20 protein-coding genes and 1 pseudogene are annotated in these 26,767 nt (G+C 68.9%); 10 read left to right on the top strand and 11 right to left on the bottom strand.

The features are described from left to right. Positions 1-3: 3 nt before the first annotated feature. Complete coding sequence (locus tag AUL34_RS11505; RefSeq protein ID WP_061933858.1) at positions 4-2,397, top strand: sensor histidine kinase; 2,394 nt, start codon at positions 4-6, stop codon at positions 2,395-2,397. Further along, positions 2,394-4,010 carry an ABC transporter substrate-binding protein gene (locus AUL34_RS11510; RefSeq protein ID WP_061933860.1) on the top strand — a complete coding sequence of 539 codons (1,617 nt, stop codon included), beginning with the start codon at positions 2,394-2,396 and terminating at the stop codon, positions 4,008-4,010. The genes AUL34_RS11505 and AUL34_RS11510 overlap by 4 nt, the downstream gene beginning before the upstream one ends. A gap of 10 nt (positions 4,011-4,020) precedes the next feature. Here AUL34_RS11510 and AUL34_RS11515 read toward each other — a convergent pair whose 3' ends face one another. Both AUL34_RS11515 and AUL34_RS11520 read right to left on the bottom strand, forming a co-directional pair. Then, positions 4,021-6,657 (bottom strand): response regulator, encoded by a 2,637-nt coding sequence (locus AUL34_RS11515; RefSeq protein WP_061933862.1) that lies wholly within the window; start codon positions 6,655-6,657, stop codon positions 4,021-4,023. A gap of 112 nt (positions 6,658-6,769) precedes the next feature. After that, positions 6,770-7,951, bottom strand: a complete 1,182-nt coding sequence (locus tag AUL34_RS11520) for a fumarylacetoacetate hydrolase family protein (protein WP_061933864.1) — start codon at positions 7,949-7,951, stop codon at positions 6,770-6,772. A 434-nt stretch (positions 7,952-8,385) separates the two neighbouring features. Here AUL34_RS11520 and AUL34_RS11525 point away from each other — a divergent pair, with 434 nt between their 5' ends. Beyond that, a complete protein-coding gene (locus AUL34_RS11525; protein ID WP_061933866.1) occupies positions 8,386-10,224 on the top strand; it encodes a flagellin in 1,839 nt (612 codons plus the stop codon). Between the two features lie 101 nt (positions 10,225-10,325). Here the strand turns inward: AUL34_RS11525 and AUL34_RS11530 are convergent, their stop codons facing one another. From AUL34_RS11530 to AUL34_RS23010, 6 genes are all read right to left on the bottom strand, one after another. Continuing rightward, a complete protein-coding gene (locus tag AUL34_RS11530) occupies positions 10,326-11,684 on the bottom strand; it encodes an esterase-like activity of phytase family protein (RefSeq protein WP_061933868.1) in 1,359 nt (452 codons plus the stop codon). A gap of 206 nt (positions 11,685-11,890) precedes the next feature. Beyond that, a complete protein-coding gene (locus tag AUL34_RS11535; protein ID WP_061933870.1) occupies positions 11,891-12,316 on the bottom strand; it encodes a Fur family transcriptional regulator in 426 nt (141 codons plus the stop codon). 106 nt (positions 12,317-12,422) lie between these two features. Continuing rightward, on the bottom strand, positions 12,423-13,397 hold the full coding sequence (locus tag AUL34_RS11540; RefSeq protein WP_061933872.1) for a metal ABC transporter substrate-binding protein: 975 nt from the start codon (positions 13,395-13,397) through the stop codon (positions 12,423-12,425). Positions 13,398-13,422: 25 nt separating this feature from the next. Further along, positions 13,423-14,295 (bottom strand): metal ABC transporter permease, encoded by an 873-nt coding sequence (locus tag AUL34_RS11545; protein WP_061933874.1) that lies wholly within the window; start codon positions 14,293-14,295, stop codon positions 13,423-13,425. Further along, positions 14,292-15,056 (bottom strand): metal ABC transporter ATP-binding protein, encoded by a 765-nt coding sequence (locus tag AUL34_RS11550; protein WP_244492537.1) that lies wholly within the window; start codon positions 15,054-15,056, stop codon positions 14,292-14,294. Before AUL34_RS11550 ends, AUL34_RS11545 begins: the two co-directional genes overlap by 4 nt. After that, positions 15,053-15,175 carry a hypothetical protein gene (locus tag AUL34_RS23010; RefSeq protein WP_274532654.1) on the bottom strand — a complete coding sequence of 41 codons (123 nt, stop codon included), beginning with the start codon at positions 15,173-15,175 and terminating at the stop codon, positions 15,053-15,055. Before AUL34_RS23010 ends, AUL34_RS11550 begins: the two co-directional genes overlap by 4 nt. A 237-nt stretch (positions 15,176-15,412) precedes the next feature. Here AUL34_RS23010 and mdoH point away from each other — a divergent pair. The 4 genes and pseudogenes from mdoH to AUL34_RS11570 all read left to right on the top strand — a co-directional run. Continuing rightward, a pseudogene (mdoH, locus tag AUL34_RS11555) lies at positions 15,413-17,206 on the top strand (glucans biosynthesis glucosyltransferase MdoH); the annotation flags it as partial. 10 nt (positions 17,207-17,216) lie between these two features. After that, positions 17,217-18,050 (top strand): bifunctional allantoicase/(S)-ureidoglycine aminohydrolase, encoded by an 834-nt coding sequence (locus tag AUL34_RS11560; RefSeq protein ID WP_061933880.1) that lies wholly within the window; start codon positions 17,217-17,219, stop codon positions 18,048-18,050. Between the two features lie 51 nt (positions 18,051-18,101). Next, positions 18,102-19,130 (top strand): aldo/keto reductase, encoded by a 1,029-nt coding sequence (locus AUL34_RS11565; protein ID WP_061933882.1) that lies wholly within the window; start codon positions 18,102-18,104, stop codon positions 19,128-19,130. A gap of 114 nt (positions 19,131-19,244) precedes the next feature. Beyond that, positions 19,245-20,426: a sensor histidine kinase gene (locus AUL34_RS11570; RefSeq protein WP_061933884.1), complete on the top strand. Its 1,182-nt coding sequence runs from the start codon at positions 19,245-19,247 to the stop codon at positions 20,424-20,426. Between the two features lie 18 nt (positions 20,427-20,444). Here the strand turns inward: AUL34_RS11570 and treS are convergent, their stop codons facing one another. Together treS and AUL34_RS11580 are read right to left on the bottom strand one after the other, a co-directional pair. Further along, a complete protein-coding gene (gene treS / locus AUL34_RS11575) occupies positions 20,445-22,511 on the bottom strand; it encodes a maltose alpha-D-glucosyltransferase (RefSeq protein ID WP_061933886.1) in 2,067 nt (688 codons plus the stop codon). Positions 22,512-22,622: 111 nt separating this feature from the next. After that, positions 22,623-23,075: an Lrp/AsnC family transcriptional regulator gene (locus AUL34_RS11580; RefSeq protein WP_061933888.1), complete on the bottom strand. Its 453-nt coding sequence runs from the start codon at positions 23,073-23,075 to the stop codon at positions 22,623-22,625. Between the two features lie 130 nt (positions 23,076-23,205). Between AUL34_RS11580 and alr the strand changes: the two genes are divergently transcribed. Both alr and AUL34_RS11590 read left to right on the top strand, forming a co-directional pair. Beyond that, entirely contained in the window at positions 23,206-24,354 is a 1,149-nt protein-coding gene (alr, locus tag AUL34_RS11585; protein ID WP_061933889.1) for an alanine racemase, read from the top strand. Further along, a complete protein-coding gene (locus tag AUL34_RS11590; protein ID WP_061933891.1) occupies positions 24,351-25,601 on the top strand; it encodes a D-amino acid dehydrogenase in 1,251 nt (416 codons plus the stop codon). The genes alr and AUL34_RS11590 overlap by 4 nt, the downstream gene beginning before the upstream one ends. 6 nt (positions 25,602-25,607) lie before the next feature. On the opposite strand, the gene AUL34_RS11595 is transcribed toward AUL34_RS11590, so the two are convergent. Beyond that, the gene (locus AUL34_RS11595; RefSeq protein ID WP_082653318.1) at positions 25,608-25,919 is read right to left on the bottom strand and encodes a GNAT family N-acetyltransferase; all 312 of its coding nucleotides are present in this window, start codon (positions 25,917-25,919) and stop codon (positions 25,608-25,610) included. Between the two features lie 271 nt (positions 25,920-26,190). Here AUL34_RS11595 and AUL34_RS11600 point away from each other — a divergent pair. Beyond that, the coding region (locus tag AUL34_RS11600) for a DNA translocase FtsK 4TM domain-containing protein (protein ID WP_192845736.1) at positions 26,191-26,767 on the top strand (577 nt) is incomplete at its 3' end.

The raw sequence follows: 26,767 nt of genomic DNA on the forward strand, positions 1-26,767 counted from the left end.
CGCATGGACCACGTCTCCCCCAGCTGCCTGACACCGGTCCGATCCGGAACGGCGTCCGGCGTCTGGCCGGCCCGCCGGCTCCATTCGCGATTGCGTTTCGGCGGACCGACGATCGCCCAGCGCGTGTTTCTGGTCGGTGCGATCCCGATCGCGCTGATCGCGCTGATCGGCTTCCTGTCCGTGGTGCTGCTCGACCGCGCCGACCTTGCGCGGGCCGGCGCGCTCGAGGCCGCCAACATCTATCGTCAGGTCGTTTCGGGCATGAGCGCGCAGGACGCCTACGTGTCGGGCGCACGCACGGGCCGCGAGCGCCAAGCCGCCGCCTTTTCGGCGTCCGTCACCGGCGCGTCGGCGGGCCTGCGCGAGCTGGCGGCAAGGACGCGCGATCCCGTCCAGGCGAGCTCCATCGTGCAGACGCGTGCCACGCTCGGGCGATACCAGTCGCTGATGGCCGATCTGACGAGGGCGACGCGCGAAAGCGATCGCCTGGTGGCCGAGATGGACGAACGCCTCCAGACGCTCTTGCGGCTGACCGACGAGGCACGCGCCCGCCAGACACGCTCCAACCGCGGCCTCGTCGGCACGCTGACGGCGCGCGATCGATCATTGAGCCTGACGCGCGACGTGGTTGACAGCGCCTTGGCGCTGCGAGCGGCGATCGCCGACGGCATGCTGGTTCTCGTCAGCGGCCGTTCGCCCTCCGAGACCAGCGTCTCGGCGTCCTTCGAGATGGCGCGGGTGCGCAACGCCGCCGCGCGCCTCACGGAAGCGATCGAGGTGGCGCGGGCCGGCGGGGCAGGCGAGCGCGCCCCGCCCGATCTGGGTTCCGAAGGCCCGCGGGCGCTTCGCGACGCGCTGGATCGCGTGGACCGCCAGCTGAAGGTCGACATATCCGCCCAGCGCACCCTGCAGGGCGAGATTTCCAGCCTTCTCGCCTACACGGTGGATGCGCACGAGACCGAGCAGGCGACGCAGAACATCGCGGTCGACACGCTGAAGCTCGCCCGCCACAGCCGCGAGGTGATCGAGGCGCGATCGGCCGATGCCATTCCCGCGATCGACGCGCAGGGGCGCGCGATCGGCGAGAAGGTCGAGGGACTTCCCATCTCGCCGCTGATCCAGAGCGAGATGATCGACGCGCTGGAGAAATGGCGCTCGGGCCTTCGCGCCGTGCGCCAGGGGCTGGAGGAACAGTCGCGCCTCCTGGTCGACATGTCCGACACGGCGGGGATCATGCTGCTCCAGGTTTCCGGCCTCAACAACGACCTCTCCAGAAATGCCGACGCCATCGGCTCGACCGTGCGCCAGATCCTGTTTGCGGGCGGCGGCATGGCGTTTCTCCTGGCCTCGGGCGCCGGGGTCCTCGTCGCCCGATCCATCACCAAGCCGCTGCGGCGGCTGGAGCGCGGCATGATCGCGCGCGCCAGCCGCACCGATGCCGGTCTCCTGCCCGAGGCCGATCGCCTCGACGAGCTCGGCTCCATGGCACGCGCCACCAACAACGTGCTCCTGGAACGCGACATGCGCGAGGCGGCGCTGCGCCGCGCGAAGGAGCAATCGGACGAGACGCTCTCGCGCCTGCGCGAGACGCAGGCCGACCTGATCCAGGCCGAGAAGCTCGCCTCGCTCGGTCAGCTCGTCGCGGGCGTCGCCCACGAGATCAACACGCCGCTCGGCGTGGCGCTGACCACCGCCACGACCATGGCGGGCGACGTGCGCCGCTTCGAGGCGGCGACCGCCGACGGGCGCGTGACGCGCGAGGCGTTCGCCGCCTTCGTCGCACGCATGGCGGAAGGCGCACGCCTCACCACCACCAATGTCGAGCGCGCCGCCGGCCTCGTCCATTCCTTCAAGCAGGTGGCGGCCGACCAGGCGAGCGGCGAGCGGCGCGAGTTCGAGTTCGGCGAGTTCGCGCGCGACCTCTTCACCAGCCTCGGCCCCTTGCGCAAGCGCGCCGGCCACGAGCTGGAGGTGGTGTGCGAGCCGGGCCTGCGCCTCAACTCCTATCCCGGCGCGCTGGCGCAGGTGCTGACCAACCTCCTGTCCAACGCCTATGCCCATGCCTACGGACCGGGGCAGACGGGGACGATCCGCGTCGAGGCGCAGCGACGGGGGGCGAACGCCTTGCGCATCGCCTTCTCCGACGACGGGCGCGGCATCGCGCGCGAGGACCGCTTGCGCGTCTTCGATCCGTTCTTCACCACCGGGCGCGCCACCGGCTCCACCGGCCTCGGCCTCCACATCGTCTTCAATCTCGTGACCGCGACGCTCGGCGGCAGCGTGTCGCTTGCCGGCGGATCCGACGGGGGCACGACCTTTCTCCTCGACCTGCCGCTCGACGCGCCGCGCCACGACGCGCCCGCGCACCTGCCCGGTCTCGAAGGTCCTGCGCCATGACGCTTGCCCGCCTCGTTCTCGTCCTTTTCGTCCTTCTCGCCCTGCCGGCCACGGCCGGCGCCAAGACCTTCGTGTTCTGTTCGGAGGGCGATCCGGAATCCATCAGCCCGCAGCTCGCCATCACCGGAACGGCGATGGACGCCTCGAAACCCATGTTCAACACGCTAGTCGAGTTCCGCCCCGGATCGACCGAGATCCGCCCGGCGCTCGCCACCAGCTGGACCGTTTCGCCCGACGGGCTCGACTACACCTTCACCTTGCGGAGCGACGTCGCCTTCCATGCCAACGACGACTTCACGCCGACACGCCCCATGGAGGCGCGCGACGTGATCTTTTCGCTGGAGCGCCAATGGAAGCCCGACCATCCGTTCCATGCCGTGTCGGGCGCGCGCTTCGACTATTTCCAGGATTCGGGCTTTCCCGACCTCATCTCGTCGATCGAGGCGCCCGATCCGCATCACGTGCGCATCCGCCTGACGCGGCCCGAGGCGCCGTTCCTCGCCAACCTCGCCATGCCCTTCATGTCGATCCTGTCGGCCGAATATGCGGATCATCTTCTGGCCGCGGGACGGCCGGAAGCGCTCGACACCGCGCCCGTCGGCACCGGGCCGTTCCAGTTCGTCGGCTTCAAGCCGGGCGTCGCCATCCGCTTCCGCGCCTTCGAGGGCTATTGGCGCGGTCGCCAGCCGATCGACACCCTGGTCTTCTCGATCACGCCCACGACCTCGGCCCGGCTCGCCAAGCTGTCGGCGGGCGAGTGCCACATGAGCGCCTTCCCGGACGCCGCCGATCTGCCGGCCCTGCGCGCGAGCCCCGACCTCAAGGTCTACGAAACCGAAGGTTTGAACGTCGGCTACCTCGCCATGAACACGCACGTGAAACCGTTCGACGACGTGCGGGTGCGCCGGGCGATCAACATGGCGATCGACCGGCAGGCGATCCTCTCGGCCGTCTATGTCAGCGGCGCGGTGGCCGCCAAGAACCCGATCCCGCCGACGCTCTGGGCCTTCGACAACGACATCCGGCCCTACCCCTACAACGTCGCGATGGCGCGCAAGCTTCTGATCGAGGCGGGGCTGGAGAACGGGCTCGATGCCGACATCTGGTACATGCCGGTCTCGCGCCCCTACAATCCCAACGCCCGGCGCGTCGCCGAGATGATCGCGGCCGACCTCGAGAAGCTCGGCATCCGCCTCCACCTGCGGACCACCGAGTGGAACGCCTACCGCGTCGCCATCATGGGCAACGAGGACGTGCCGCTCGTGCTCTACGGCTGGGCGGGGGACAACGGTGATCCCGACAACTTCCTTCACACGCTGCTCGGCTGCACCGCGGCACGGCCCGGCGGCAACAACGTGGCGCGGTGGTGCGACCCGGACTACGACCGGCTGGTGCGCGAGGCCAAGACCGTCTCGGACGTGCCGACGCGCAAGCGCCTCTACGCCGAAGCCCAGGAAATCTTTCACCGCGAGGCGCCCTGGGTGCCGCTCGCCCATTCGATCTTCTCGGTGGCGGCGCGGCGCGAGGTGACCGGCTATGTCGCCGATCCCTTGTTCTACCATTCGTTCGAGGGCGTCGATCTCGCTCCGGAAGCGGACATGCCGCCGGAGTGAGGGCGCTCGATCAGGCCAGCGCGCGCTCGCTCGCAAGGACGCGCAGGATCGCGCCTTCCAGGTCCTCCATGCCGTAGGGCTTCGACAGCACCGTGACGCGCGGGTCCGCGCCCGGCGTGACGCCCGCCACGTGGCGATCGCCGGTCGCGAACACGATGCCGACCTCCGGCTTCACCTGCCGCGCCTCGTCCGCCAGTTCGGTGCCCGACATGCCCGGCAGGTTGACGTCGGTGACCAGCGCGTCGAACGGCAGGGTCTGGATCGCGGTGAGGGCGTCCTCGGCGCGGCCGGCCTCGACCACGACATAGCCGAGGTCCTTCAGCATGTCGGCGGTGTTCATGCGGATCAGGCCGTCGTCCTCGACGAGGAGGATGGTGCCCTTGCCCACTGGTTCCGGGACGGTGGCTCCGGCCCCGGCTCCGGTTCCGCCGCTCTTGGCTGGCGTCGCCGGTCCCGGCGCGGCGGGCGCGAGGGAGGGGCCGTGCAACGCCTTGCGCGCGCCGTTCGCCTGCGCCTCGTTGGCATGGACGTGGCGAATCTTCCGAGCCAGAGCCTCGCGGGTATAGGGCTTGGGCAGAAGCTGGACCCCGGCGTCGAGCCGGCCGCCGTGGACGATGGAGTTCTCGGTGTAGCCGGAGGTGAAGAGCACGGCGAGGCCGGGCAGGCGCTCCTTGGCCTTGCGGGCAAGCTCCGGACTTTTCAGCTTCCCGGGCATGACGACGTCGGTGAACAGGATGTCGATCGGGATGCCGCTCTCGACGACGTTGAGCGCCGACTGGGCGTCCACCGCCTTGAGAACGCGGTAGCCGAGGTCGGTCAGCATCTCGACCGCAGTCGCGCGCACCTCCTCGTCGTCCTCCACCACGAGCACGGTCTCCGTGCCGCCCGCGACGGGACCGGTGTCGACCTCGACCTCCTGGTCCTCGCGCTCGGTGGAGCGCGGCAGGTAGAGCCGGATCGTGGTGCCATGCCCGACTTCGGAGTAGATGTTCACATGGCCGCCGGACTGCTTCACGAAGCCGTAGACCATGGAAAGGCCGAGGCCGGAGCCCTTGCCCTCGGCCTTGGTGGTGAAGAAGGGCTCGAACACGCGCTCGATCACCTCCGGGCTCATGCCCGAACCCGTGTCGCTCACCGCCAGCATGACGTATTGCCCGGCCGCGACCTCGTGGCGGCGGGCGTAGTCGTCGTCGAGATGGGCGTTGGAGAGTTCGATCGTCAGCTTGCCCTGGCTCTCCATCGCGTCGCGCGCGTTGATCGCGAGGTTGAGAAGCGCGTTCTCGATCTGGTTCGGGTCGATGAACGTGTTCCACAACCCGCCGCCGAACACGGTCTCGACCTCGACGCCCTCGCCGATCGCCCGGCGCAGCATGTCGTCCATGCCGCGCACGAAGCGCGTGACGTTGACGACCTTGGGCTCGAGTGCCTGGCGACGGCCGAAGGCGAGAAGCTGGGCGGCGAGCCTCGCCCCGCGCGAGACCCCGGCCAGGGCGTTGCGCACGCGCGTCTCGGCGCGGTCGTTGCCGGCGATGTCCTTGAGGAGGAGCTGGAGGTTGCCGGAGACGACCTGAAGAAGGTTGTTGAAGTCGTGCGCGACGCCGCCCGTCAGCTTGCCCACCGTTTCCAGGCGTTGCGAGCGGTTGAGCGCCGCCTCGGCCGCGCGCCGCTCGTCCACCGCCTGCGCCACGCGCTGCTCCAGCGTCTCGTTCAGCTGGCGGAGCTGCTCCTCCGCGCGCTCGCGATGGCGGATCTGCCGCTCCAGGACGCCGGCATGCTCGCGCATGCGCTCCTGCGCGAGACGCTCGTCGGTGACGTCGGTGTGGACGCCGACCCACTCGCGCAAGGCTCCCGCCTCGTCGATGATCGGCACCGCCCGAATGGAGAAGGTGCGCCATTCGCCGGAGGCGACGCGGACCCGGTGCTCGAACACGAAGGTGGATCGCGCCGCGACCGCCTCGTTCCAGGCGACCACCGTGGCGTCGGCATCCTCGGGATGTACGGCGGCGGCCCAGCCGAAGCCTTCGTATTCCTCGCGGGTCTGGCCCGTGAGCGCGGCCCAGCCCGGCTGGTCGCCGCTCATCCGCCCTTCGGCGGAGTTCGTCCAGAGCGTCGAGTGGATGGCGGCGACGGCGGCCCGGAACCGCTCGTTCGACTGGCGCAGGCCGCTGCGCGCGGCCTCGCGCTCGGTGTGCTCGATCACCGTGCACAGGACGCCGCCGATCGCTCCCTCGCTGTTGCGGATCGGTGTGTAGAACAGATCGAACACGACGTAGCGGAAAGCCCCGTTGCGAAACAGGCGCATCGGCTGGTCGCGGTAGGTTTCCGCCTGGCCGGCGAGGCCGGTCTCGATGACCTTGCGGTTCCAGTCCCAGATCTCGGGCCAGACGTCCGGCACGGTGCCGCCGAAGGCCGCCGGATGCTTGTCCCCGGCGATCTCGCGGTAACCGTCGTTGTAGATCATCACATGATCGGGTCCCCACATGAGGACCTTGGGGATCTGCGAATCCAGAACCGTGTCGAGCACGATCGCCAGAGCCGGCGCCCAGTTCTCGCGGGGGCCGAGCGAGGTGGCCGACCAGTCGGTCGTCTCCAGAAGCGCGCGCGCCGAAACCGGTGGCTCCGGCTGAAGGTCGAGCGCTGCGCTCATGCGTATGGTCCCCCGGGTCTGGCGCGGCCGATGCGCGCCCTGAAGCTAACGCATCGGCATGCCTTCAAATTGCGACTTCGGCAAGGCCTCGTCGGCAACATGCCTCGCGGCTTCAGGCCCCCCGGCCGATCAACCCGCGCCGGGCCAGATAGTGCATCAGCTCGGTGATGCCAGAGCGCCAGGGCTGCGCCTCGTCGGTGTGCGTGACGATGTTCTCCAGACGGCCGAGGCGCGGCGAGGCGATCGTGACACGGTCGCCGACCTTGTGGGTGAAGCCCTTGCCCGGCGCGTCGCGGTCCTCCACCGGGGCGAACAGCGTGCCGAGATAGAGCATCATCCCGTCGGGATACTGGTGATGGCGGCCGAGCGCCTGGCCCGCGAGGTCGGCGGGATCACGGCTGATTTCGCGCATGGAGGAATGGCCCTCGAGACGATAGCCGTCGGTGGCGCCCTCCACGGTCAGCGTCAGCTCGGCCGCGCGCACGTCGTCGAGCGTGAAGCGCTCGTCGAAGAGGCGCACGAAGGGGCCGATGGCGCTCGAGGCGTTGTTGTCCTTGGCCTTGCCGAGGAGAAGCGCCGAGCGCCCCTCGACGTCGCGAAGGTTGACGTCGTTGCCGAGCGTCGCGCCGCGGATCTCGCCGCGCGAGTTGACGGCGAGCACCACTTCCGGCTCCGGATTGTTCCACTCGGACGAGGGCAGGATGCCGATCTCGGAGCCCCAGCCGACGCTGGACAGCACCGGCGCCTTGGTGAACACCTCGGCGTCCGGCCCGATGCCGACCTCCAGATACTGCGACCAGTATCCGCGCTCCTGCAGGATGCGCTTGACCTCCGCGGCCTTCTCGGACCCCGCCACGACATCGGTCAGCGCGCCGCCGATCACCTCCGCGATCTCGCCGCGTATCGAGGCGGCGAGCGAGAGATCGCCCTTGGCGCGCTCCTCGATCACGCGCTCGATCATGGAGCGGGCGAAGGTGACGCCGCAGGCCTTCACCGCCTGGAGGTCGCAAGGGGCGAGGAGCACAGGGCTCGTCTCGCGGGTCGCGCCGTTGCGACGGCTCGCCTCGATCACGGCCGAAAGCTCCCATTCGCGCGCGTCGGCAACGCCGGCCAGCGCCCCGACGGGATCGGCGAGTTCCAGAAGCTGCGACAGCGTCGGCGCGGCAGCACTCGCCTCCACGAGACGCTCGCCGCGCAAGGTGACGAGGACGGGCCCGCCGGTCTCGGGATCGAACAGGCGGCCGACCAGGACGGCGTCGGCGGCATCGTCGGGAAGAAGGGAAATCGGGCTCATGGCGTCGGTCCTCGGATCAAGGAGCGAATCGCCCCGTCGGCCGGCAGAGGACTTCAGAACCGACCGCGAGCGCAAGCAAAGGTCGTGCTGCGCTGCGTCATTACGGGTTGCGTGGCTGGCGTTCGATGCGAGACCTGTTCGGCCGCCGCGGCGGGGAAGGGCAGGTTCCACGGCACGCCGCGGTTTCCAGAAGCACTCTGCGTTCCCGTGCCCACTGGAGCCATCCGTTGCCAGATCCTCCCTACTCGCTTCCGCCGAACCGTGGACCGGCAAAAACTCGGCGCGTTAGACCTTTGTTCAATCTCGGCCGCTAGAAACGTCCCTGCAGCAGCGAACAACACGGCCACGCGCCAAGGTTCGCCAGGCATGATGCCGATGCTGACCGACGGTTCGACCGTCATGTCCCACGAGTATCTTTTTCGGGACAAGTTCACATGTCTTCCATCAACTTCAATTCCGCTGCGACCCAGGCTCTGCGCACGCTGCAGACGTCCAACACGCAGCTCGACGCCACGCAGAAGCGCATCTCGACCGGTCTCGCCATCGGCGAAGCCAAGGACAACGCCGCCTACTGGTCGATCTCCACGACCATGAAGTCGGACAACAAGGCGCTCTCGACCGTCACCGACGCGCTCGGCCTCGGCGCCGCTACGCTCGACACCGCCTACCAGGGCCTGTCGGCTTCCAAGGACGTCCTTGACGAAATCAAGTCGAAGCTGACCGCCGCTCTCGGCTCCAATGTCGACCGCACGGCCATCCAGGCCGAGATCGAGTCGCTGCAGGAGCAGCTCAAGTCGATCGCCAACTCCTCGACCTTCTCGGGCGAGAACTGGCTGTCGGTGAACTCCGGCCTCAGCTCTTATGACTCGGACAAGACGATCGTCTCCTCGTTCACCCGCGACATCTCGGGCAACGTCACAGTCGGCGAAATCCAGATCGACACCCGCAACACGGTGCTGCTCGACTCGAACACCGCCGCTGCCGCGACCAAGAAGGGCATTCTCGACTCCGAGATCGGCCTGTCGGCCAAGGTCGGTGGCGTCGAGACGGCTCTGACGTTCGGCGGCACGGCTGGCACGGGCAACAGCACCAACGCTGGTGGTCTCACGACGACGGCTGGTGTGGCTCAGAACGGTGTTGACGCCGTAGCTTCTGCCACCAAGGCTAAGCTGGATCCGCAGACCTTCGCCTTCACGAAAGGTACGATGGTCGACGGCGACGACATTCAGCTGACGTTTACCGTTGACGGGACTCCTAGCGTCAACGTTACAGTCGACGTCGCTGACGCCGATGATTTTGACATTGACGACTTCCTCACGGCTTTTGCAACTGGTGCGACGGCTGCTTCCGCCACCATCGCCGCGAGTAAGGATGCGGATGGCAAACTGGTGTTCACGAACACCTCATCGAATACCGGCGCGGCATCAACTCTTCAGTTGACGGCTGTGATCACTCACCAGGATGCGACTCCCGCTACCACACGTACTGGTACCATCGGTTTCACCACGGCGGCTTCCCGTGCAGGTCTTCCGGTCAGCGCAGCGAAGGGTGCTGAGGTCACGGTTGGTGCCTTTGGCGGCTCGACGGCGGTCACGCTCGATGAGAACGACACGATCAAGTTCGACGTTACTCTCGGCTCGACGACGACCAAGGTCACGGTCAACCAGGCCATCGTCAACGAAGCCCTCAGTGTGCCGGGTACGCCTGTCACCGACGGAAAGATCGATGACGTTGCCGACTACCAGAAGGTTGTCGCGCTGGCTCTGACCAAGGCGGGTATCCCGGCCTCGACGTTGACCGTGGAAGTCAGCACGAACTCGGGCGATACCGACAAGCTGCTGTTCAAGACTGTGGCCACGGGTGCTGCACAGAGCCTGACCATTGGTAATGCGGTTGCTTCCAACGGTGGTTCGACTATCTCAGTCACGGGCATGGACATCACGGACGATGCTCTGAACGGTCTGGGGGCGATCACCGCCGAGCAGCGCGTCCAGGCGATCACGGCCTACATCAACGTCGTCAACGGCGCGATCAATAAGGTCACCGCTGCTGCTTCGTCGATCGGCGCCGTCTCCAAGCGCGTCGAACTGCAGCAGACCTTCGTGCAGAACCTCATGGACACGATCGAGCAGGGTATCTCGGGTCTCGTCGACGCCGATATGAACGAAGAGTCCACCAAGCTCCAGGCTCTGCAGGTCAAGCAGCAGCTCGGCGTGCAGGCTCTGTCGATCGCCAACCAGTCGGCTCAGAACGTCCTGCGTCTGTTCCAGTAAGAACGGGGACCCGGAACGGGCCGGCGCCCCAGGGCGCCGGTTCCCGAACGGGGAAAAGGCCCCCGGACCTCATGGGTCCGGGGGCCTTTTTGCGCTCGGGATCAGCGGGCGTTCAGGAACTCGCCGGCCTCGATCAGCACGAACTCGTTGTCGTCGGCCCGGTTGACCTCGCGGCCGGCCGAGAACGGGAAGTTATTGTCGTTGGCGACGACGATGTGGGTGTCGTCCACCCGGTCAACGTTCTCGATCGTCACGAACGGCATGTCGTAGACGCCGTCCTTCGTGCCCTGCCGGGCGACGCCCTTCGGGTCCTTCACGTCCATGAGGTCGAGATAGCCGATCTTGCGGACCGGGCCGCCCGCATTGGCCTCGTTCATCTCGATCTTGTAGATGCGCTTCAGCTTGGCGGGCGTCGCGAAACAGTCGTCCTTCGGCTCGCCATGGCAGGCCTCCGACGGGCGTCCAGCCCCGTTGTCGCGCTCGATCACCAGCGCGGTGGTGTCGTCGAGCATATTGAAGTCGCCGATGGCGACGCCCGCCTCACCCAGCGGATAGATCCACGAACGGCCGGTCCAGTCACCCTTGCCCATGTCGAACTCGATCACCCGCAAGCCCGTGCGCCCGTCCTCGACGGTCTCCACCTTGCCGTCGGCGTAGAGCGGCCCTTCGAGGAGTGCATAGAGATGCGCGCCGTCCGGCGAGCGGGCGAGGCCCTCGAAGCCGCCGGAGCGCTTGAGGTTGAAGGCGGGCAGGGGCTTGGCGGGATCGGCGGGCAGTTGCAGCGTCGGATTGTCGGGCGACAGCACCTTCGTGCCGCCGACGCGCGTCTCGTGCACGGACTGCAGCTTGCCGGCCTGGTCGAACTTCAGGAGCCAGGGGCCGAACTCCTCGCCGACCCAGAAGCCGTCCGCCACCGGCTGGATCGATTCGACGTCGAAGTCGGCGCCGGTCAGGTAGCGCGTGTTCGTGCCTTCGAGCGCGATGGGGAAGGGGGCCTTCTTGCCCGGGTCGGACAGGAACACCGTCTCGCGGCGGTCCACCGTGCCGGCCGTCCAGTCGATCGCGATGTGATGCAGCATCAGCGCCGCGTCGCTGGAGTTCGCCTTGGAGCCGAAGCCGTTGTCGGACAGCGTCCAGAACGTGCCGTCCTCCATGCGGCGGATGCCGGAGAAGCCCTGCACGGCCTGGCCGTCGATCGGCAGCCCGGTGCCCGTCGGCCGAAGGCCGTCCTTGCCCGGCACGGTGCCGAGCGCGTCGGTGCGGTGGCGGTCGGGCGTCGTGAACTTGCCGGCCTGACGCAGATGCTCGGGCGCATCCTGCGGCGCGGGCACGCGCGTGTCGGCCGGCAGGATGGCCTGATGCGCCAGCGTCGCGGTGAACTGCCGGCCTTCCGTGCTTTCAGCGAGAGCGGACGAGCCGATGGCGAGCAGCGCGAGGCCGCCGGTGAGAAGCGTCTTCATGTGGTCGGTTTCCTGTTGGCCGGACGGAGCGAAACCAACCCAGAAGCGTAACAGGCGCGCGACGCCCGGATGACGCGACGGTGACCGTCCTCAGGAAGTGGTGGCCGCACCTGCGCCCTTGTCGCGATCCGTCTCGTCGCCCGGCCGATCGGTCCGGGAGGGCGAGCCGGGGCACGGCATCACAGTGTCCCGCGGGGCACTCGGCTTCAGGCGCAGGCGGCGCAAAGACCCTTGATCTCGACCGTGGTGCGGCGAGGAACGAAACCCGTCCCCCCGGCCCATGCGTCGAGGCGCGCCTCCACCACCTCGTCGGCGAACTCGGCGACCGTGCCGCACTTCTCGCAGATCGCGAACGCCGTCAGCGCGTGGGCGCAGGCGTGCGGGTGGGCGCAGGCGACGAAGGCGTTGAGGCTCTCCAGGCGGTGGACGAGACCGGTTTCCAGAAGCTTCTCGAGCGCCCGGTAGACCTGGGGCGGCGCGCGCAGGCCCTCGCCGCGCAGGGCGTCGAGGATGGAATAGGCGCTGAGCGGCCCGTCGGCCCGCTCCAGCGCGTCGAAGACGAGCTTCTGGTTGCGGGTCAGCCCCTTGTCCGGGACGTCGCCATGGTCGTGGTCGTGATGGTGCGGGCTCATCCCTTGGCATCTTTCCCGGAAAGCTCGGAGCGGCGCGACGGGTCGCGCCGCTCCTTCCATATGGCTGCGACCCGGCCCTTGCGGAAGGGCGCCGGTCGCCTGGATGTCAGCTCGTCTTCAGCGCCTTGGCGAGTTCCGCGGCGTTGTGGCGGAACATGTCGAGATAGGTCGCGGCCGGGCCGCCCGGCTCCGACAGGCTGTCGGAGAACAGCGAGCCGCCGATCTCGGCGCCGGTCTCGGCGGCGATGCGCTGGACGAGGCGCGGGTCCGAGACGGTTTCCACAAAGACGGCGCGGATCGCCTCTGCGCGGATCTGGTCGATGATGCGGGCGACGTCGGCGGCCGAAGCCTCCGATTCGGTGGACACGCCGTTCGGGGCGATGAACTGGATGCCGTAGGCCTTGCCGAAATAGCCGAAGGCGTCGTGCGAGGTGACGACCTTGCGCTCGGGGGCCGGGATGGCGTCGAGCTCGCGACGGATCGTGTCGTCCAGCGCCTTCATCTCGGCGATATAGGTCTCGCCGTTGCGCTCGTAGTCGGCGGCGTTGGCGGGGTCCGCGCTCTTCAGCGCCTCGGTGATGTTGCGCGCGTAGATCTGGCCGTTGGCGAGGTCCTGCCAGGCGTGCGGATCGTTCGGCCCATGGTCATGATCCTCGTGCGCATGGTCCTCATGCGCGTGGTCCGCTTCGGCATGGTCGTGCCCGTCATGCTCCTCGTGCTCCTCCTCGTCGAAGCGCAGCGGCGTCACGCCCGTCGAGGCCACCGCCGTCGCGCCCCGGAAGCCCGCCGTCGAGACGAGGCGCGGCAGCCAGCCCTCGAACTCGAGGCCGTTGGTGACGAGGAGCCTGGCCTGTCCGAGGGCGCGCGCATCGGCCGGGGTCGGCTCGAAGACGTGGGCGTCGCCGCCAGGGCCGACGAGCGACGAGACCGCGACGTGGCTGCCCCCGATGCGGCTCGTCATGTCGGCGAGGATCGAGAAGGAGGCGACGACGGGCAGGGGCTCGTCCGCCCGCGCGCCGGCGAGGGTGAGAAGGACTGCGGCACCGGCCACGAGGCCCGCGAAGTGACGGCGATGGATCATGGGGAAGTCTCCTTGGGGGAGGGGGTCAGCCGGCGGCCAGCCCGCCTCTGAAGGCGCGCGCGGCGAGGCTGTCGACGCGCCCGACGAGAACCGACAGGGCGTAGATCGCGCTCGCCGACAGGATGATCGCCGGCGAGGCGGGAAGGCTGAGGTGGTAGGAGGCGAGAAGCCCGGCGACGGAGGAGAGGAGGCCCACAAGGACCGCGACCGCCATCTGTCCCGGCACGCTTTCCGCCCAGAATCTCGCGGCCGTCGCCGGCAGCATCATGATGCCGACCACCATGAGCGTGCCGAGCGCCTGGAAGCCGCCGACGAGGTTGAGGACGACGAGCGCGACGAAGCCCATGTGGACGACGCCCCCCCAGCCGCCGACGGCGCGCAGGAAACCCGGGTCGAGGCATTCCACGATCAGCGGCCGGTAGATCGCGGCGAGCGCCAGCATGGTGAGCGTGCCGATCGAGGCCATCAGAAGGAGCGCGGCGTCGTCGAGCCCGAGCACGGTGCCGAAGAGCACGTGGAGAAGGTCGATGTTCGAGCCGCGCACGGAGACGAGGAGGACGCCGAGGCCGAGCGAGAAGAGATAGAAGGCGGCAAAGCTCGCGTCCTCGCGAAGCGTCGTGTAGCGCGATACGAGACCGGCGAGGAAGGCGACGGCGAGCCCGGTCAGGATGCCGCCGAGCGTCATCGCGAAGAGCGAGAAGCCGGCGACCAGGAAGCCGACGGCCGCGCCCGGCAGGATCGCGTGCGCCATCGCGTCGCCGACGAGGCTCATGCGCCGCAGGACCAGGATCACGCCGAGCGGACAGGCGCCGAGGCACAGCGCCAGGCACCCCGCGAGCGCCCGGCGCATGAAGGCGTAGTCGGAGAACGGCGCGAGGACGAGATCGTGAAAGGTCATGCGGCGCGGGCCCGCTCGCTCGGCGCCTGGCTGTCGAGGCCCTCGCTCAGGGCCTGCGCGCGCGCGAGATTGAGGCGCGACAGGGCATCGGGCGTGCCGCTCCAGGCCACGGTCTCGCGGGCGAGCAGTAGCGTGTCGGGAAAGTATTCGCGCACCAGTTCCATGTCGTGGAGAACGGCGATCACCGTGCGCCCCTCGCCGTTCCAGCGCTTCACGAGATCCATCAGTTCGCGTGTCGTGCGGGCGTCGATGGCGGTGAAGGGCTCGTCGAGGAGTAGGAGGCGGGCGTCCTGCAGCAGCAGGCGCGCGAAGAGGGCGCGCTGGAGCTGGCCGCCGGACAGGGTGCCGACCAGTCGGTCGCCGAGGCCCTCGAGGCCCACCGCTGCGAGCGCCGCGTCCACTTGCGTTCCCAAGGCGCGGCCGATCCGCCCGAACGGTCCGGTACGCCGCCAGAGGCCGAGCGAGACGAGGTCGAGGACGCTGATCGGGAAGGAACGGTCGAGATCGCCCGCCTGGGGCAGATAGCCGATGTCGCGATGCCGGATCCCGTCGATCCGAATCTTGCCGCCGCTCGGGCGCACGCTGCCCATGATGCCTTTGAGAAGAGTGGACTTGCCCGCGCCGTTGGGTCCGACCACGGCCGTCATCGAGCCGGGTGCGAACCGCCCGGTGACCCCGGTCACCGCGGGCCGGCGCCGATAGGCGAGCGTCAGGTCGCGCAGCTCGACGGCCGGGCAGGGAAGCGGCACGTTCGCCTTCACGCCTGAATCGCCCATAGCACCACGGCCCAGAGCACCAGCGCGCCGGCGAGCGCGAGGCCGAGACGTTCGGCGGCCGAGCGCCGGAGCATGGAAGGGGGACGGGGGCGAACGGGGGACATGGGCTCACGCAGGCGATGGGGCTCGGGTGCGAGTGATATAACATTACATTGGTCTGGGGCAAGCCGTCGTCGTCGAGCCGTCCTTGGCGGTCGTCGACCCCCCTCCTTCTGGGGACTAGCCCCTGCATAGCCCCGCGCCACATTGAGGACGCGATGACAAGCGAGGCAGCAGCGGCTATGAGGCAGCGCACGCGCTGCGGCGTGGCATGATCGAACTTCCCGTGCCGGGATCGGAACACGATGGTTTTGGGCAGACTTCTCTTCGCGCTGACAGCCATTGTATTGGCGGCGCTGGCCGGCGTCCTGTTCGCGGTGGTGATCACGGCGAACGGCACGACATGGCTTCACGTCATCCAGATCGTGCTGCTTGCCATCTGCTGCGTCTGGCTTGCCTGGGGTTTCAACACGGCGGTGACGGGCATCCTGTTCGGCCGCACCCGCAAGCGCGAGCGCAAGGCCGGCACGCTGCCGCCCCCCTCCCCGCACAAGACCGCGATCCTGGTGCCCGTCTACAACGAGGACGCCTCGGCGGTGATGGCGCGCGTCGCGGCCATGATCGAAGGCCTGCGCTTCATCCGCCGCATGGACAACTTCGTGTTCTTCGTCCTGTCGGATTCCACCAAGGCGGAATGCGTCAGCGATGAGAAGCGCACGATCCTGAAGCTTGCGGGAGAACTCGAGACCGGCTCGATCCTGTTCTATCGCAACCGCGTCAAGAACGTGAACCGCAAGGCCGGCAACATCGAGGACTACGTCACCAATTACGGGGGCGCCTACGAGTACATGATCGCGCTGGACGCAGACAGCCTGATGCGGCCCGAGACGCTGGTCGAGATGGTGGCGCGCATGGACGCCGACCCCGAGCTCGCCCTGCTCCAGACCCAGCCGCTGATCATCGGCCGCAAGACGCTGTTCGGCCGCGCGCTGCAGTTCTCGGCGGCGCTCTACTCGCCGGTCTTCTCGCGCGGGATCGCCGCCCTTCAGGGGCGCGAGGGACCGTTCTGGGGTCACAACACGATCATCCGCACGAAGGCCTTCGCCGACTGTTGCGGCATGCCGAAGCTCTCCGGGAGCCCTCCCTTCGGCGGCCTGATCCTGTCCCACGACTTCGTCGAAGCCGCACTCCTGTCGCGCTCCGGCTGGAAGGTGCGGCTCGATCCCGATCTCGAAGGCTCGTTCGAGGAAGCGCCCGCCAACATCATCGAATACGCCAAGCGCGACCGGCGCTGGTGCCAGGGCAATCTCCAGCACGGGCGGCTGCTCCGGGCGCCGAACCTCAAGCTCTGGAGCAAGGTCTCCATGATCTCCGGGATCATGGCCTACGCGGCCTCGCCGATCTGGCTCCTGTTCCTCATCGCCTCGATGCTGGACCCCGTGCTCGCGCCGGCGCCCAACTACTTCCCCGCCGACAGCCTGTTTCCCGTCTTCCCGACGCCGGAGACCGGCAAGGCGTTGCTGTTGCTGCTCGGCATCTTCCTGCTTCTCCTGCTGCCGAAGACGCTGATCGCCTTCCGCACGGCCATGTCGCGCCGCGCCTCGCGGTTCGGCGGCGGCTGGGCGGTGCTGCTCGGCGCCACGTGCGAGCTGGTCCTGACCAGCGCGCTCGCGCCGATCATGATGCTGTTCCAGTCCAAGGCGGTGGCCGAGATCCTGATGGCGCGCGACAGCGGCTGGCCGGCGACCGAGCGCGAGGACGAGGGCCTTCCGCTCTCGGCAGCGTTCGCGGCCAGTTGGTGGATGATGATCGCGGGGGCGGTGCTGGGTGCGGTGGGCTATGTCTATTCGCTGCAGCTCTTCCTGTGGATCTGCCCGATCGCCATCCCCCTGTTCTTCGCGCCCTTCTTCATCTCGCTGACGGGCGATCCGGTGCTGGGCGAGAAGGCGCGCAAGCTGTCGATCTTCAACACGCCCTTCGAGACCGATCCCGAGCCCGTGATCCGTGCCGCCGATGTCTGGCACCGGCGCCTGGCCGGCGAGCCGGAGCCGCGGCAGGCTGCGGCCGAGACGGTCGGCGTGCCGCAGCCGGCCTGAGGGGGACGCGATGACCGCGAACAAGCGACGCTACCACACCGTCACCGGCGGACTGCCGCCGCAGACCCAGCGCACCAGCCAGCACGCCGTCTTTACCGACGCCTATGCCGTGATCCCCAAGGGCACCTTGTCCGACATCACGGCGAGCTACCTGCCGTTCTGGGAGGGAACGCGCGCCTGGATCATCGCCCGGCCCCTGTCGGGCTTCGCCGAGACCTTCTCGCAATACGTGATGGAGGTTCAGCCGGGCGGCGGCAGCGATCGGCCGGAGCCGGACGCGGGCGCCGAAGGCGTGCTCTTCGTGGTCGAGGGCGAGGCCACGGTGAGCGTGGACGGCGCCGAGCATGCGCTGTCGCGCGGCAGCTTCGCCTATCTGCCCGCCGGCCGGGCCTGGACCTTCCGCAACCGGGGCACCGCCCCCGTGCGCTTCCACTGGGTCCGCAAGGCCTACGAGGCGGTCGAGGGGCTTGGCAGCCCCGACCCGGTGTTCTCCAGCGATTTCAGCGTCGCGCCGTCCGTGATGCCGGATTGCGGCGGCGTCTGGGCGACGACGCGCTTCGTGGATCCCGCCGACCTTCGCCACGACATGCACGTGACCATCGTCACGCTCCAGCCGGGCGGCGTCATCCCCTTCCCGGAGACCCACGTCATGGAGCACGGGCTCTATGTCCTCGAGGGCAAGGGGGTCTATCTCCTCAACCAGACCTGGGTCGAGGTCGAGGCCGGCGACTTCATGTGGCTGCGCGCCTTCTGCCCGCAGGCCTGCTATGCCGGCGGTCCGGGTCCGTTCCGCTATCTGCTCTACAAGGACGTCAACCGGCATCCGAAGCTGCGCTGGCGCTAAGACCGCAACATCGCATGGGGCGGCCGGGGGGCCGCCGAGGGGAGGGATCACATGAAAGCATCCGACAAGCGCCTTTTGAAGCGAGCGGGCATCGAGGTGACGGCGCTCGGCATGGGCACGGCACCGCTCGGCGGGCTCTACGCGCCGGTGCCGCTCGAAGACGCGCGCGGCGCGCTCAAGGCCGCCTGGGACGCCGGCATCCGGCATTTCGACACCGCGCCAATGTATGGCCTGACGCGCTGCGAGCACCTGACCGGCGAACTCTTGCGCGAGGAGGATCCGTCCGCCTTCACCGTCTCGACGAAGGTCGGACGCCTGATGAGCTTCGAGCGTCCCGGCCGCACGCTGCCGCCCGAGCCCCCGAAGAACGAGTTCGATTCCGGCTGGAACAACGGCCTCTCGTTCCGCGAGGTCTTCGACTATTCCTACGACGCCATCCTGCGCTCCTACGACGACTCGCGCCAGCGCACCGGCCTGTCCAAGCTCGACATCCTCTTCGTCCACGACATCGGCCGCGTCACCCATGGGGATCTGCACGAGCACCACTGGAACGCCCTGACGAAGGGCGGCGGCTTCCGCGCGCTGGAGGAACTGCGGGCCGCCAGGCTTATCGCGGGCTTCGGCCTCGGCGTGAACGAGACGCAAGCCATCCTCGACGCGATGGAGGAGACCGATCTCGACGTGTGCCTGCTCGCCGGTCGCTACACGCTGCTCGACGGCTCGGCCGCGGAGAAGCTCCTGCCGAAAGCGCTGGAGCGCGAGGTCGCGCTGGTGGTGGGCGGCGTGTTCAACTCCGGCATCCTGGCGTCCTCGTCGGGGCGCCGGAAGTTCAACTACGTCGACGCCCCTGCGGAGATCGTCGCCAAGGCCGATGCGCTCAAGGCGGTGTGCGAGGAGTTCGGCGTAGCCCTGCCCGCCGCCGCGATCCAGTTCCCGATGCGCCATCCCGCCACTGGCAACGTCGTGATCGGGGTGAAGTCGGCGGAGCAGCTCCGGCAGAACGTCGAATGGTTCGAGACCGCCATCCCCGACGCGCTCTGGCGAACGCTGGAAGACAAGGGCCTCATTCCCGCGGCATGAGACGCCGGTGCCCGGCTGGCCGAACGACCGGCCGGGCCCGCCTCGATAGAACCCCGATTCCCGCGGGCGCACGGATACGCTAAGGAGCGGGAAACCGCGGCCGGGAAGGGTGTCATGGAAATCGAACAGGCACCCGGCCCGACCCGGCGCGACGAACTGGCCTACCGGCTGAAGCAGCAGAAGCTGCTTGCCGAATTCGCTCGGCTGACCCTTCAGGTCAACGACATTCCGGCGCTCTTTGCGGGCGCGACGGAGCTCTGCGCGCGCGGCCTCGAAGCGCCGTACTGCAAGGTTCTGGAGTACCGTCCGCAGGACAACGATCTCCTGATGCGCGGCGGCTGGGGCTGGGCGCCCGGCGAAGTCGGGACCGCGACGCTCGGAGCCGACCTCGAGTCGCCGGCCGGCTACGCCTTTCATACCGGCGAATCGGTGCTGTCCAACCACCTGTCGGACGAGACGCGCTTCCGCACGCCCAAGCTTCTGGCCGACTACGGCATCCGCCGCGCGGTCAACGTCCTGATCGACCGCGGCGGCCGCAGCCAGCGGGCCTTCGGCGTTCTCGAGGTGGACAGTCCGGACGCAGGCGACTTCGACGTCTCCGACGTCGATTTCCTGTCCGGCTGCGCGCGCATCCTCGGCGCGGCGATCGAGCGCGTCGACACCGACCGGCACCTCAAGGAGGCGCTGGAAACGCAGGCGATGCTGACGCGCGAGATGAACCACCGCGTCAAGAACAGCCTCGGCGTCGTGGCCGGGCTGCTGCGGGTCAACTCCAACGTCGTCGCCGACCCCAAGGCGAAGGCCGCGCTGGTCGACGCCGAGGCGCGGATCATGACCATCGCCCGCGTCCACGATCACCTGTGGAAGGGCGCCAGCGTCACGGAGGTGGACCTCTCGACCTTTCTCGACGACCTGTGCTCGCAGCTCGTCTTCGCGACGGTGGGTCTGGAGATCCAATGCCGCGCCGACCCGGTCGTGGTCAGCGCCGACAAGGCCATTCCGGTCGGGCTGATCGTCAACGAACTCGTCACCAACGCGGTGAAGTATGCCTATGACGAGGGCGAGCCGGGCCTCATCGAGGTGGCGCTCTGGCAAAAGGGCGAACGCGCCATGGTGCGCGTGCGCGACGCGGGGCGAGGCCTGCCCGAAGGCTTCGATCTCGAAACCTCGCGCAAGAGCTTCGGCATCCGCGTGATCCTCAGCCTCGTGCGCCAGCTCGACGCCGAGCTGACGGTCGAGAGTGTCCCACGCGGCGCCTCGTTCCTCCTCGCCTTCGACCCCGTCACCAGCTCCTGACGACGGGGCCGGGCAAGGTCAGAGGACGGGCAGCGCGCCGACGATGCGCAGAGACAGGCCCTCCCAGGGGTCGAGCACGATGCGCAGCTCGCCGTTCTCCGTGAGGTCGCCCTCCACCGTCTCGGCGATCATGTCCACGACCGGGCCGGAGCGCACGTTCGGCAGGATCACCGTCTCGTCCACATGCTCGCGGCCGAAGTTGAGGGCGGTGACCTGCGTGCCGCGCCCGTCGGGCAGCTCGTGCACCATCAGGAGAAGGCCGGGCGTCGTGACGTCCGGGATCATCGTCTGGCGGCTCGCCGCGATGCCGTAGGCCTCGCGCACGGCGAGGAGGCGCTTGAGCTGCGAGGCGAAGGAGCCGGGCTCGTTCAGCTGCTCGTTGATCGGCCCGTAGAGCGCGCGCGCCTTCGGCAGGCCCTCGGCCGATACCGCCGCCTCCGGGTTGAGCCCGGTGAGGTCGTAGGCGCCGCGCTCGATCCAGCGCGTGTCGCCGTCTTCCATGTGCTCGGCGACGGCCTCGGGCGGCAGCGGCAGGGCGCCCACGAGGTCCCAGCCCGAAAGCGCGAAGATCCCCGGCTGGAAGGCGTTGTACATGGCGAGGAGGAGATGGCCGCGCTGGATCTCGGCCTTGTCCTCGTCGGTGATGGCCGAAAGGTCGGAGATCCCGAGCGCGGCGGTGACGACGCTCGCCGTGGTGCAGGCGATGCCGTTGGTCACGAAGCGCAGGTTGTAGGGCGCGTTGGTGCCCGACAGCTTCTCGTACATCGTCTCGCGGATATGGGTGCGCAGCGTGCGGCCCTGCCAGGTCTGGCCGCCGAACGTGTAGATATCCTCGGCATGCAGCGTCCAGAAATGGACGAGTTCGGTGGTCAGCTCGTCGTGGTTCTGGAGCGCGTGGATCAGCGAGGCCGGGTCGATGCCGAACTCGTGCACCGTGCGCAGCATCATGCGCAGGAACTCGGTGTCCCCGGTGAGCAGCGCGTGCTGGTAGGCCGGCCGCGTGATGAAGTCGTAGGAAAGGTCCGCGCCGCCCTTCGACATGGAGGCGATGTCGTCGACCGTGAGGTTCAGCTCCTGGAAGGAGAAGCCGCCGGCCTTGCGGATCATGCCGGCGAGAAGCGCGTTTCCGACCACCGACAGCGGGTGGCTTTCCGACCATGCCGGCCCATCGAGCCGCTTCTCGACGCCCAGGAACCCGTTGGCGTCCAGCCGCAGACCGCGTGCGCCCATCTGGTCGATCGAATGCAGCGCGTCGCCGACGATCATCTGCTGGGCCGCGAAGGAGGGGTCCAGCCAGTTGAGGCTCGGCTGGCCTTCCTTGAAGTAGTGGAGATAGACCCAGCGCCGCGTCACGCCGTCGACGCCGACCACCGGACCGGTGGCGCTCCAGTCGGTTTCCTTGACGCCCGGCTCGAAGAAGATGACGCGCTGCAGCTGGCCGACGATGTGACCCCGGTCGCGCAGCGCGTCGACGGTCGGGGGCGACAGGTTCACCGCGTCGCGCCCTTCCGGCACGTCGGGCAGCAGCGCCCAGTCCTCCTCCGGGATCGCCACCATGTGGTAGAGGCCGGGATAGGTCGTGTGGTTCATCTCGGCGAGGCGGAAATCGGCGCCCTTTCCGGTATGGGCGGGGATGACGTCGTCGATCACCACCGAATTGTGGGCGGCCGCCATGCGAGAGATGGCGACGAACTCCTCGGCCGTGCCGTAGGACGGGTCGATGTCGAAGCCGATCCGGTCGAAGTTGCCGTCGATCGTCGGCGTGAAGGTTCCGTCGCGCCAGCCGCCGGACCGCTTGGTCGGGCCGGTGTGGATGCCGCGCACGCCGATCGAGGAGAGGGCCGCCCATAGCCGCTGGTCGCCGAGCGTCGCCAGCACGGATTCGCCCGGCCGCGTGACGATCGAGGCGGGATAGGCGGTGAACCAGACGGGCGCGACGGCCGACGCGATGCGCGGGCGCGTTTCGGCATAGGGGCGCTGCCAGAACCGGCCTTGGCCGCCATAGGACGCGGCGAAGCGGCGCGCCTGATGCAGCATCGAGGTCTCGACCATCTGGTCGATCGTGTCGGTGTCCGGTGCGCTCATGAACGCTTGGCCCTTCTCGTCTTGTCGCAAGGGTTGCACGAGGTCCTGCCGGACCCCGCCCCCCGAGAGGCCCCATCTAAGGGCGAGGAGCGGAAGGGCCAGACCTGAACCCTATCGCCGGCCGCCCGTATCCGAGAGGACGCGCCGGATCGCGAAGGAGGAGTTGATCCGGGAAACCGCCGGCAAACGCGACAGGATCTCCTTGTGGATGCGCTCGTAGTCGCCCGCGCCGTCCGCCTCGACGCGCAGGAGATAATCCTCCGCGCCCGTCATTAGGTAGCACTCGCGGATCTCGGGATGCTTCAGCACCTCCGCCTCGAAGCGGTTGAGGACGTCCTCGGTCTGGCGCTCGAGCGTGATGCGCACGATCACGACGTGGGCGTCCTCGCCCCCGGGGCCGGCGACGATCGCGGTATAGCCCCGGATCGCGCCTGACTCCTCCAGCATCTGCACCCGTCGCAGGCAGGCCGAGGCGGACAGGCCCACTTCGGCGGCGAGCGCCACGTTGGTGACGCGCGCGTTGCGGCGAAGCGCCCGGACGAGGGCGCGATCGATTCGATCCATCGGAACACCGTTGCGTCGGTTCGAACGAAATGTCGCCGACTGTCTGAAAATAGCAGGATCGACGGCCCTTCGGTATGTTCTTCGACGATCCTTCGATCAGTATGGACGGGCAACGGCCGAGGGTTTTGCCATGAACGCCGCCTCTCATTCTCACGCCGAACGGGTTGGGCCGGGCGCCGCCACGGGGGGCGTCCTGCGGGTGGACCTTGGGGCGCTCGCGCGCAACTATCGCCGTCTTGTCGCCCAAGCCGCCGGCGCGGCGGTCGCGGGCGTCGTCAAGGCGGACGCCTACGGGCTCGGGATGGACGCGGTCGCGCCCGCCCTCCTCGATGCCGGCTGCCGCACCTTCTTCGTCGCCCATCTCGGGGAAGCCCTGTCGCTCCGCACCATCCTGCCGGGCGACGCCGAAATCTTCGTCCTCAACGGGCTGGTGCCCGGAGACGAGCGCCTGTGCGCCGAGGCGGCGATCCGGCCCGTCCTCAACTCCCTGGCCCAGCTGGATGCCTGGGGGGCGCTCGGGCGCTCCCTCGGTCGGGCGCTGCCGGCCGCGATCCAGGTGGATTCGGGCATGTCGCGTCTCGGCCTCGCGCCGGACGACGTCGCTGCGCTGGCCGACGATCCCGCGCGCCTCTGCGGCGTCGAAACGGTGCTCGTCATGAGCCACCTCGCCTGCGCCGACGAGCCGGATCATCCGGCCAACGCGGCGCAGCTTTCCGCCTTCGAGGCGTTGGCGGCGCGGTTGCCGCAGGCGCGCCGCTCGCTCGCCAACTCGGCAGGCCTGTTCCTGGGCGAGCGCTTCCGCTTCGATCTCGCGCGCCCCGGGATCGCCCTCTACGGCGGCGCGCCGACGGCAGGGCGGCCCAATCCGATGGAGCCCGTGGTCGGGCTCGACGCGCGGGTGATCCAGCTGCGCGAGGTGCCGGCGGGGGCGGGCATCGGCTACGGGTTCACGGTGGTGGCCGAGCGGGCGATGCGGTTGGCGACCCTGTCCGTCGGCTATGCCGACGGCTGGCTGCGCTCCGCCTCCAACCGCGGCGCGGCGTTCTTAGAAGGGCGGCGCCTGCCGATCGTCGGGCGCGTGTCGATGGATTCGGTCATCGTGGACGCAGGCGACGCCCCGCTCCGGGCCGGCGATCTCGTGGAACTGATCGGCGGCGATGCGACCCTGGATTCGGCGGCCGCGGCCGCCGGCACCATACCCTACGAGATCCTCACCGCGCTCGGGTCCCGCTACGAGCGCCGCTTCGTCTCGACCACGAACCTGGGAGACCGGCCATGAAGGTCGTCGTGCTCGGCGCGGGCATCATCGGCGTCACCTCCGCCTGGTACCTGATGAAGGCCGGCCACGAGGTCGTGGTGGTGGACAGGCAGGAGGGCGCCGCGCTGGAGACGAGCTTCGCCAACGCGGGCGAGGTGTCGTTCGGCTATTGCAGCCCCTGGGCGGCGCCCGGCATCCCGCAGAAGGCAGTGAAGTGGCTGATGATGCAGCACGCGCCGCTGATCCTGCGCCCGAAGCTCGACCGCGCCATGCTGTCCTGGCTCGCACGGATGCTCGCCAACTGCACGGCCGAACGGTACGCGGTCAACAAGAGCCGGATGCTGCGCCTGTCGGACTACAGTCGCGTGTCGCTCGCCGAGCTTCGCCGCGACACCAACATCGCCTACGACCAGCGCATGGCCGGCACGCTGCAGCTCTTCCGGACTCAAGGGCAGCTCGACGCCTCCGCCAAGGACGTCAAGGCGCTGGCGGCCGACGGCATCCCCTACGAGGTGCTGGACCGCGAGGGCTGCATCCGCGCCGAGCCGGCGCTGGCGCACGCGCGCGACAAGATCGTCGGCGGGCTGCAGACGCCGCAGGACGAGACGGGCGACTGCTTCAAGTTCGCCGCTGCCCTCGCCGAGATCGTCGCGGCGCGCGGCGTCTCGTTCCGCTGGGGCCGCACGGTTCGGCGCCTCCTGGTCGAGGGCGGACGGGCGATCGGCGTCGACACCGACGCCGGCGAGATCCGGGCCGACGCGGTGGTGGTCGCGATGGGCTCCTATTCGCCGCTTCTGGTGCGCCCGCACGGGATCGAGCTGCCGGTCTATCCGGTGAAGGGCTATTCGCTGACGATCCCGATCGTGGACGCGTCGCGCGCGCCCGAATCCACCGTGATGGACGAGACATACAAGATCGCCCTGACGCGGCTCGGCGACCGCATCCGCGTCGGCGGCATGGCCGAGATATCCGGTTTCACCAACGACCGGTCGGAGCGCCGGCGGCGGACGCTGGAGCACTCCGTCACCGACCTGTTTCCCGGCGGCGACCTGGGCGCCGCGAGCTTCTGGTCGGGCCTGCGCCCGATGACGCCGGACGGCACGCCGGTGATCGGCCCGACGAAGGTGAAGGGCCTCTTCCTCAACACCGGCCACGGCACGCTGGGATGGACCATGAGCTCGGGCTCGGGCCGGCTTCTGGCCGACCTCGTGTCGGGGCGTGCCCCCGACATCGACGCGCGCGACCTGTCGGTCGCGCGCTACGCCTGAGGAGCGTCAGATCCGGCCGACCGGCTTCTCCTCCCGGGCGCGAATGTCGCCGTAGCGCTCGGGATGGCGGTCGAACAGGGCGCGGACGTAGGAGCAGGCCGGCACCACGGTCTTACCCTGGCTGCGCGCATAGGCGACGGCATGATCGACGAGCTGCTCGGCGATCCCCTGGCCGCGCATGTGCTCGGGCACATAGGTGTGGTCGAAGATCAGCGAATCCTGGATGCCGGCCGGCGCGTAGGTCAGTTCCGCCCGGTCCGTGCCTTCGCCTGCGGCAAAGACGCCGGTCCGGCCCTGGTCCTCGTGAACGATCTTCATCGTGGAACTCCTGCATCGGGTTGCGTTCGCGGGGATGACGCCGGCAACCGCAGCCGGTTCCATCAAGCCGGCGCGAGCCGGACGTCATCGAGCCGGTGCGCAGGGTTAAACGACCCTTAACCCCGTTTCTTTACCTTGACCGCAAACAGCCGGAGCGCGGGAGGCTCGCCGTCGAATGACGCGCGCGCGGTCCCGTGCCGACCGGCGAGAGTGGAAATCGGACGGTGCGGCAGGCACCGTTCCGGGCAGGCAGAACGCTAGGGGCAGCGACATGGCATCGATCGAGGCGCGGGACGAGGGAACGGGATCGATGGCACGACCGGCGCGCTTGGGTCTGGGTGTCGGCCTCGTCGGCCTCGCCTTGTGGCTGGCCACGGCCTTCGCGACCTGGGCGGTGGACGACCCCTCGCTCAGCTATTCCAACGACAACCCCGTGCGCAACATGGCGGGCGCGGGCGGGGCGGTCGTCGCCGACCTCGCCATGCAGGTCTTCGGCCTCGCCGCGGTCCTCATCCCGATGGTGCTGGCGATCCGCGGTATCCTGTGCCTCGTCGGCCGCCGGGCCGGACGCGCGGGACAGCGCGCCTGGATCGCGCTCGGGGGCCTCGCGCTCGCCAGCGCCGCGCTCGGCTCGCTCGAGGCCCCCGCCGGCTGGCCGCTGCCGATCGGGCTCGGCGGCATCGTCGGCGATCTCCTCCTGAAGATCCCGGCGCTCGCCACCGGCGCCTATCCGACGGGCGCCTGGAGCTGGCTCGCCGCGGCGCTCTTCGCCGCGCCCGCGCTTCTTTGCATCCTCAACGGCGCGGGGATCGTCGGTGCGCCGGACGAGCCGGTGGCGCTCAGCGCCC

The organism is Aureimonas sp. AU22, from assembly GCF_001463745.1.
Classification (GTDB): Bacteria; Pseudomonadota; Alphaproteobacteria; order Rhizobiales; family Rhizobiaceae; genus Aureimonas.

Bases quoted from the DNA above. Each gene is read 5' to 3' on its own strand.
- AUL34_RS11530 (WP_061933868.1), bottom strand. From the start codon at position 11,684: ATGAAGACGCTTCTCACCGGCGGCCTCGCGCTGCTCGCCATCGGCTCG.
- AUL34_RS11540 (WP_061933872.1), bottom strand. From the start codon at position 13,397: ATGATCCATCGCCGTCACTTCGCGGGCCTCGTGGCCGGTGCCGCAGTC.
- alr (WP_061933889.1), top strand. From the start codon at position 23,206: ATGAACGCCGCCTCTCATTCTCACGCCGAACGGGTTGGGCCGGGCGCC.
- AUL34_RS11595 (WP_082653318.1), bottom strand. From the start codon at position 25,919: ATGAAGATCGTTCACGAGGACCAGGGCCGGACCGGCGTCTTTGCCGCA.
- AUL34_RS11525 (WP_061933866.1), top strand. From the start codon at position 8,386: ATGTCTTCCATCAACTTCAATTCCGCTGCGACCCAGGCTCTGCGCACG.
- AUL34_RS11570 (WP_061933884.1), top strand. From the start codon at position 19,245: ATGGAAATCGAACAGGCACCCGGCCCGACCCGGCGCGACGAACTGGCC.
- AUL34_RS23010 (WP_274532654.1), bottom strand. From the start codon at position 15,175: ATGTCCCCCGTTCGCCCCCGTCCCCCTTCCATGCTCCGGCGCTCGGCC.
- AUL34_RS11510 (WP_061933860.1), top strand. From the start codon at position 2,394: ATGACGCTTGCCCGCCTCGTTCTCGTCCTTTTCGTCCTTCTCGCCCTG.
- AUL34_RS11505 (WP_061933858.1), top strand. From the start codon at position 4: ATGGACCACGTCTCCCCCAGCTGCCTGACACCGGTCCGATCCGGAACG.
- AUL34_RS11520 (WP_061933864.1), bottom strand. From the start codon at position 7,951: ATGAGCCCGATTTCCCTTCTTCCCGACGATGCCGCCGACGCCGTCCTG.
- AUL34_RS11590 (WP_061933891.1), top strand. From the start codon at position 24,351: ATGAAGGTCGTCGTGCTCGGCGCGGGCATCATCGGCGTCACCTCCGCC.
- AUL34_RS11560 (WP_061933880.1), top strand. From the start codon at position 17,217: ATGACCGCGAACAAGCGACGCTACCACACCGTCACCGGCGGACTGCCG.
- AUL34_RS11535 (WP_061933870.1), bottom strand. From the start codon at position 12,316: ATGAGCCCGCACCATCACGACCACGACCATGGCGACGTCCCGGACAAG.
- AUL34_RS11515 (WP_061933862.1), bottom strand. From the start codon at position 6,657: ATGAGCGCAGCGCTCGACCTTCAGCCGGAGCCACCGGTTTCGGCGCGC.
- AUL34_RS11580 (WP_061933888.1), bottom strand. From the start codon at position 23,075: ATGGATCGAATCGATCGCGCCCTCGTCCGGGCGCTTCGCCGCAACGCG.
- AUL34_RS11545 (WP_061933874.1), bottom strand. From the start codon at position 14,295: ATGACCTTTCACGATCTCGTCCTCGCGCCGTTCTCCGACTACGCCTTC.
- treS (WP_061933886.1), bottom strand. From the start codon at position 22,511: ATGAGCGCACCGGACACCGACACGATCGACCAGATGGTCGAGACCTCG.
- AUL34_RS11565 (WP_061933882.1), top strand. From the start codon at position 18,102: ATGAAAGCATCCGACAAGCGCCTTTTGAAGCGAGCGGGCATCGAGGTG.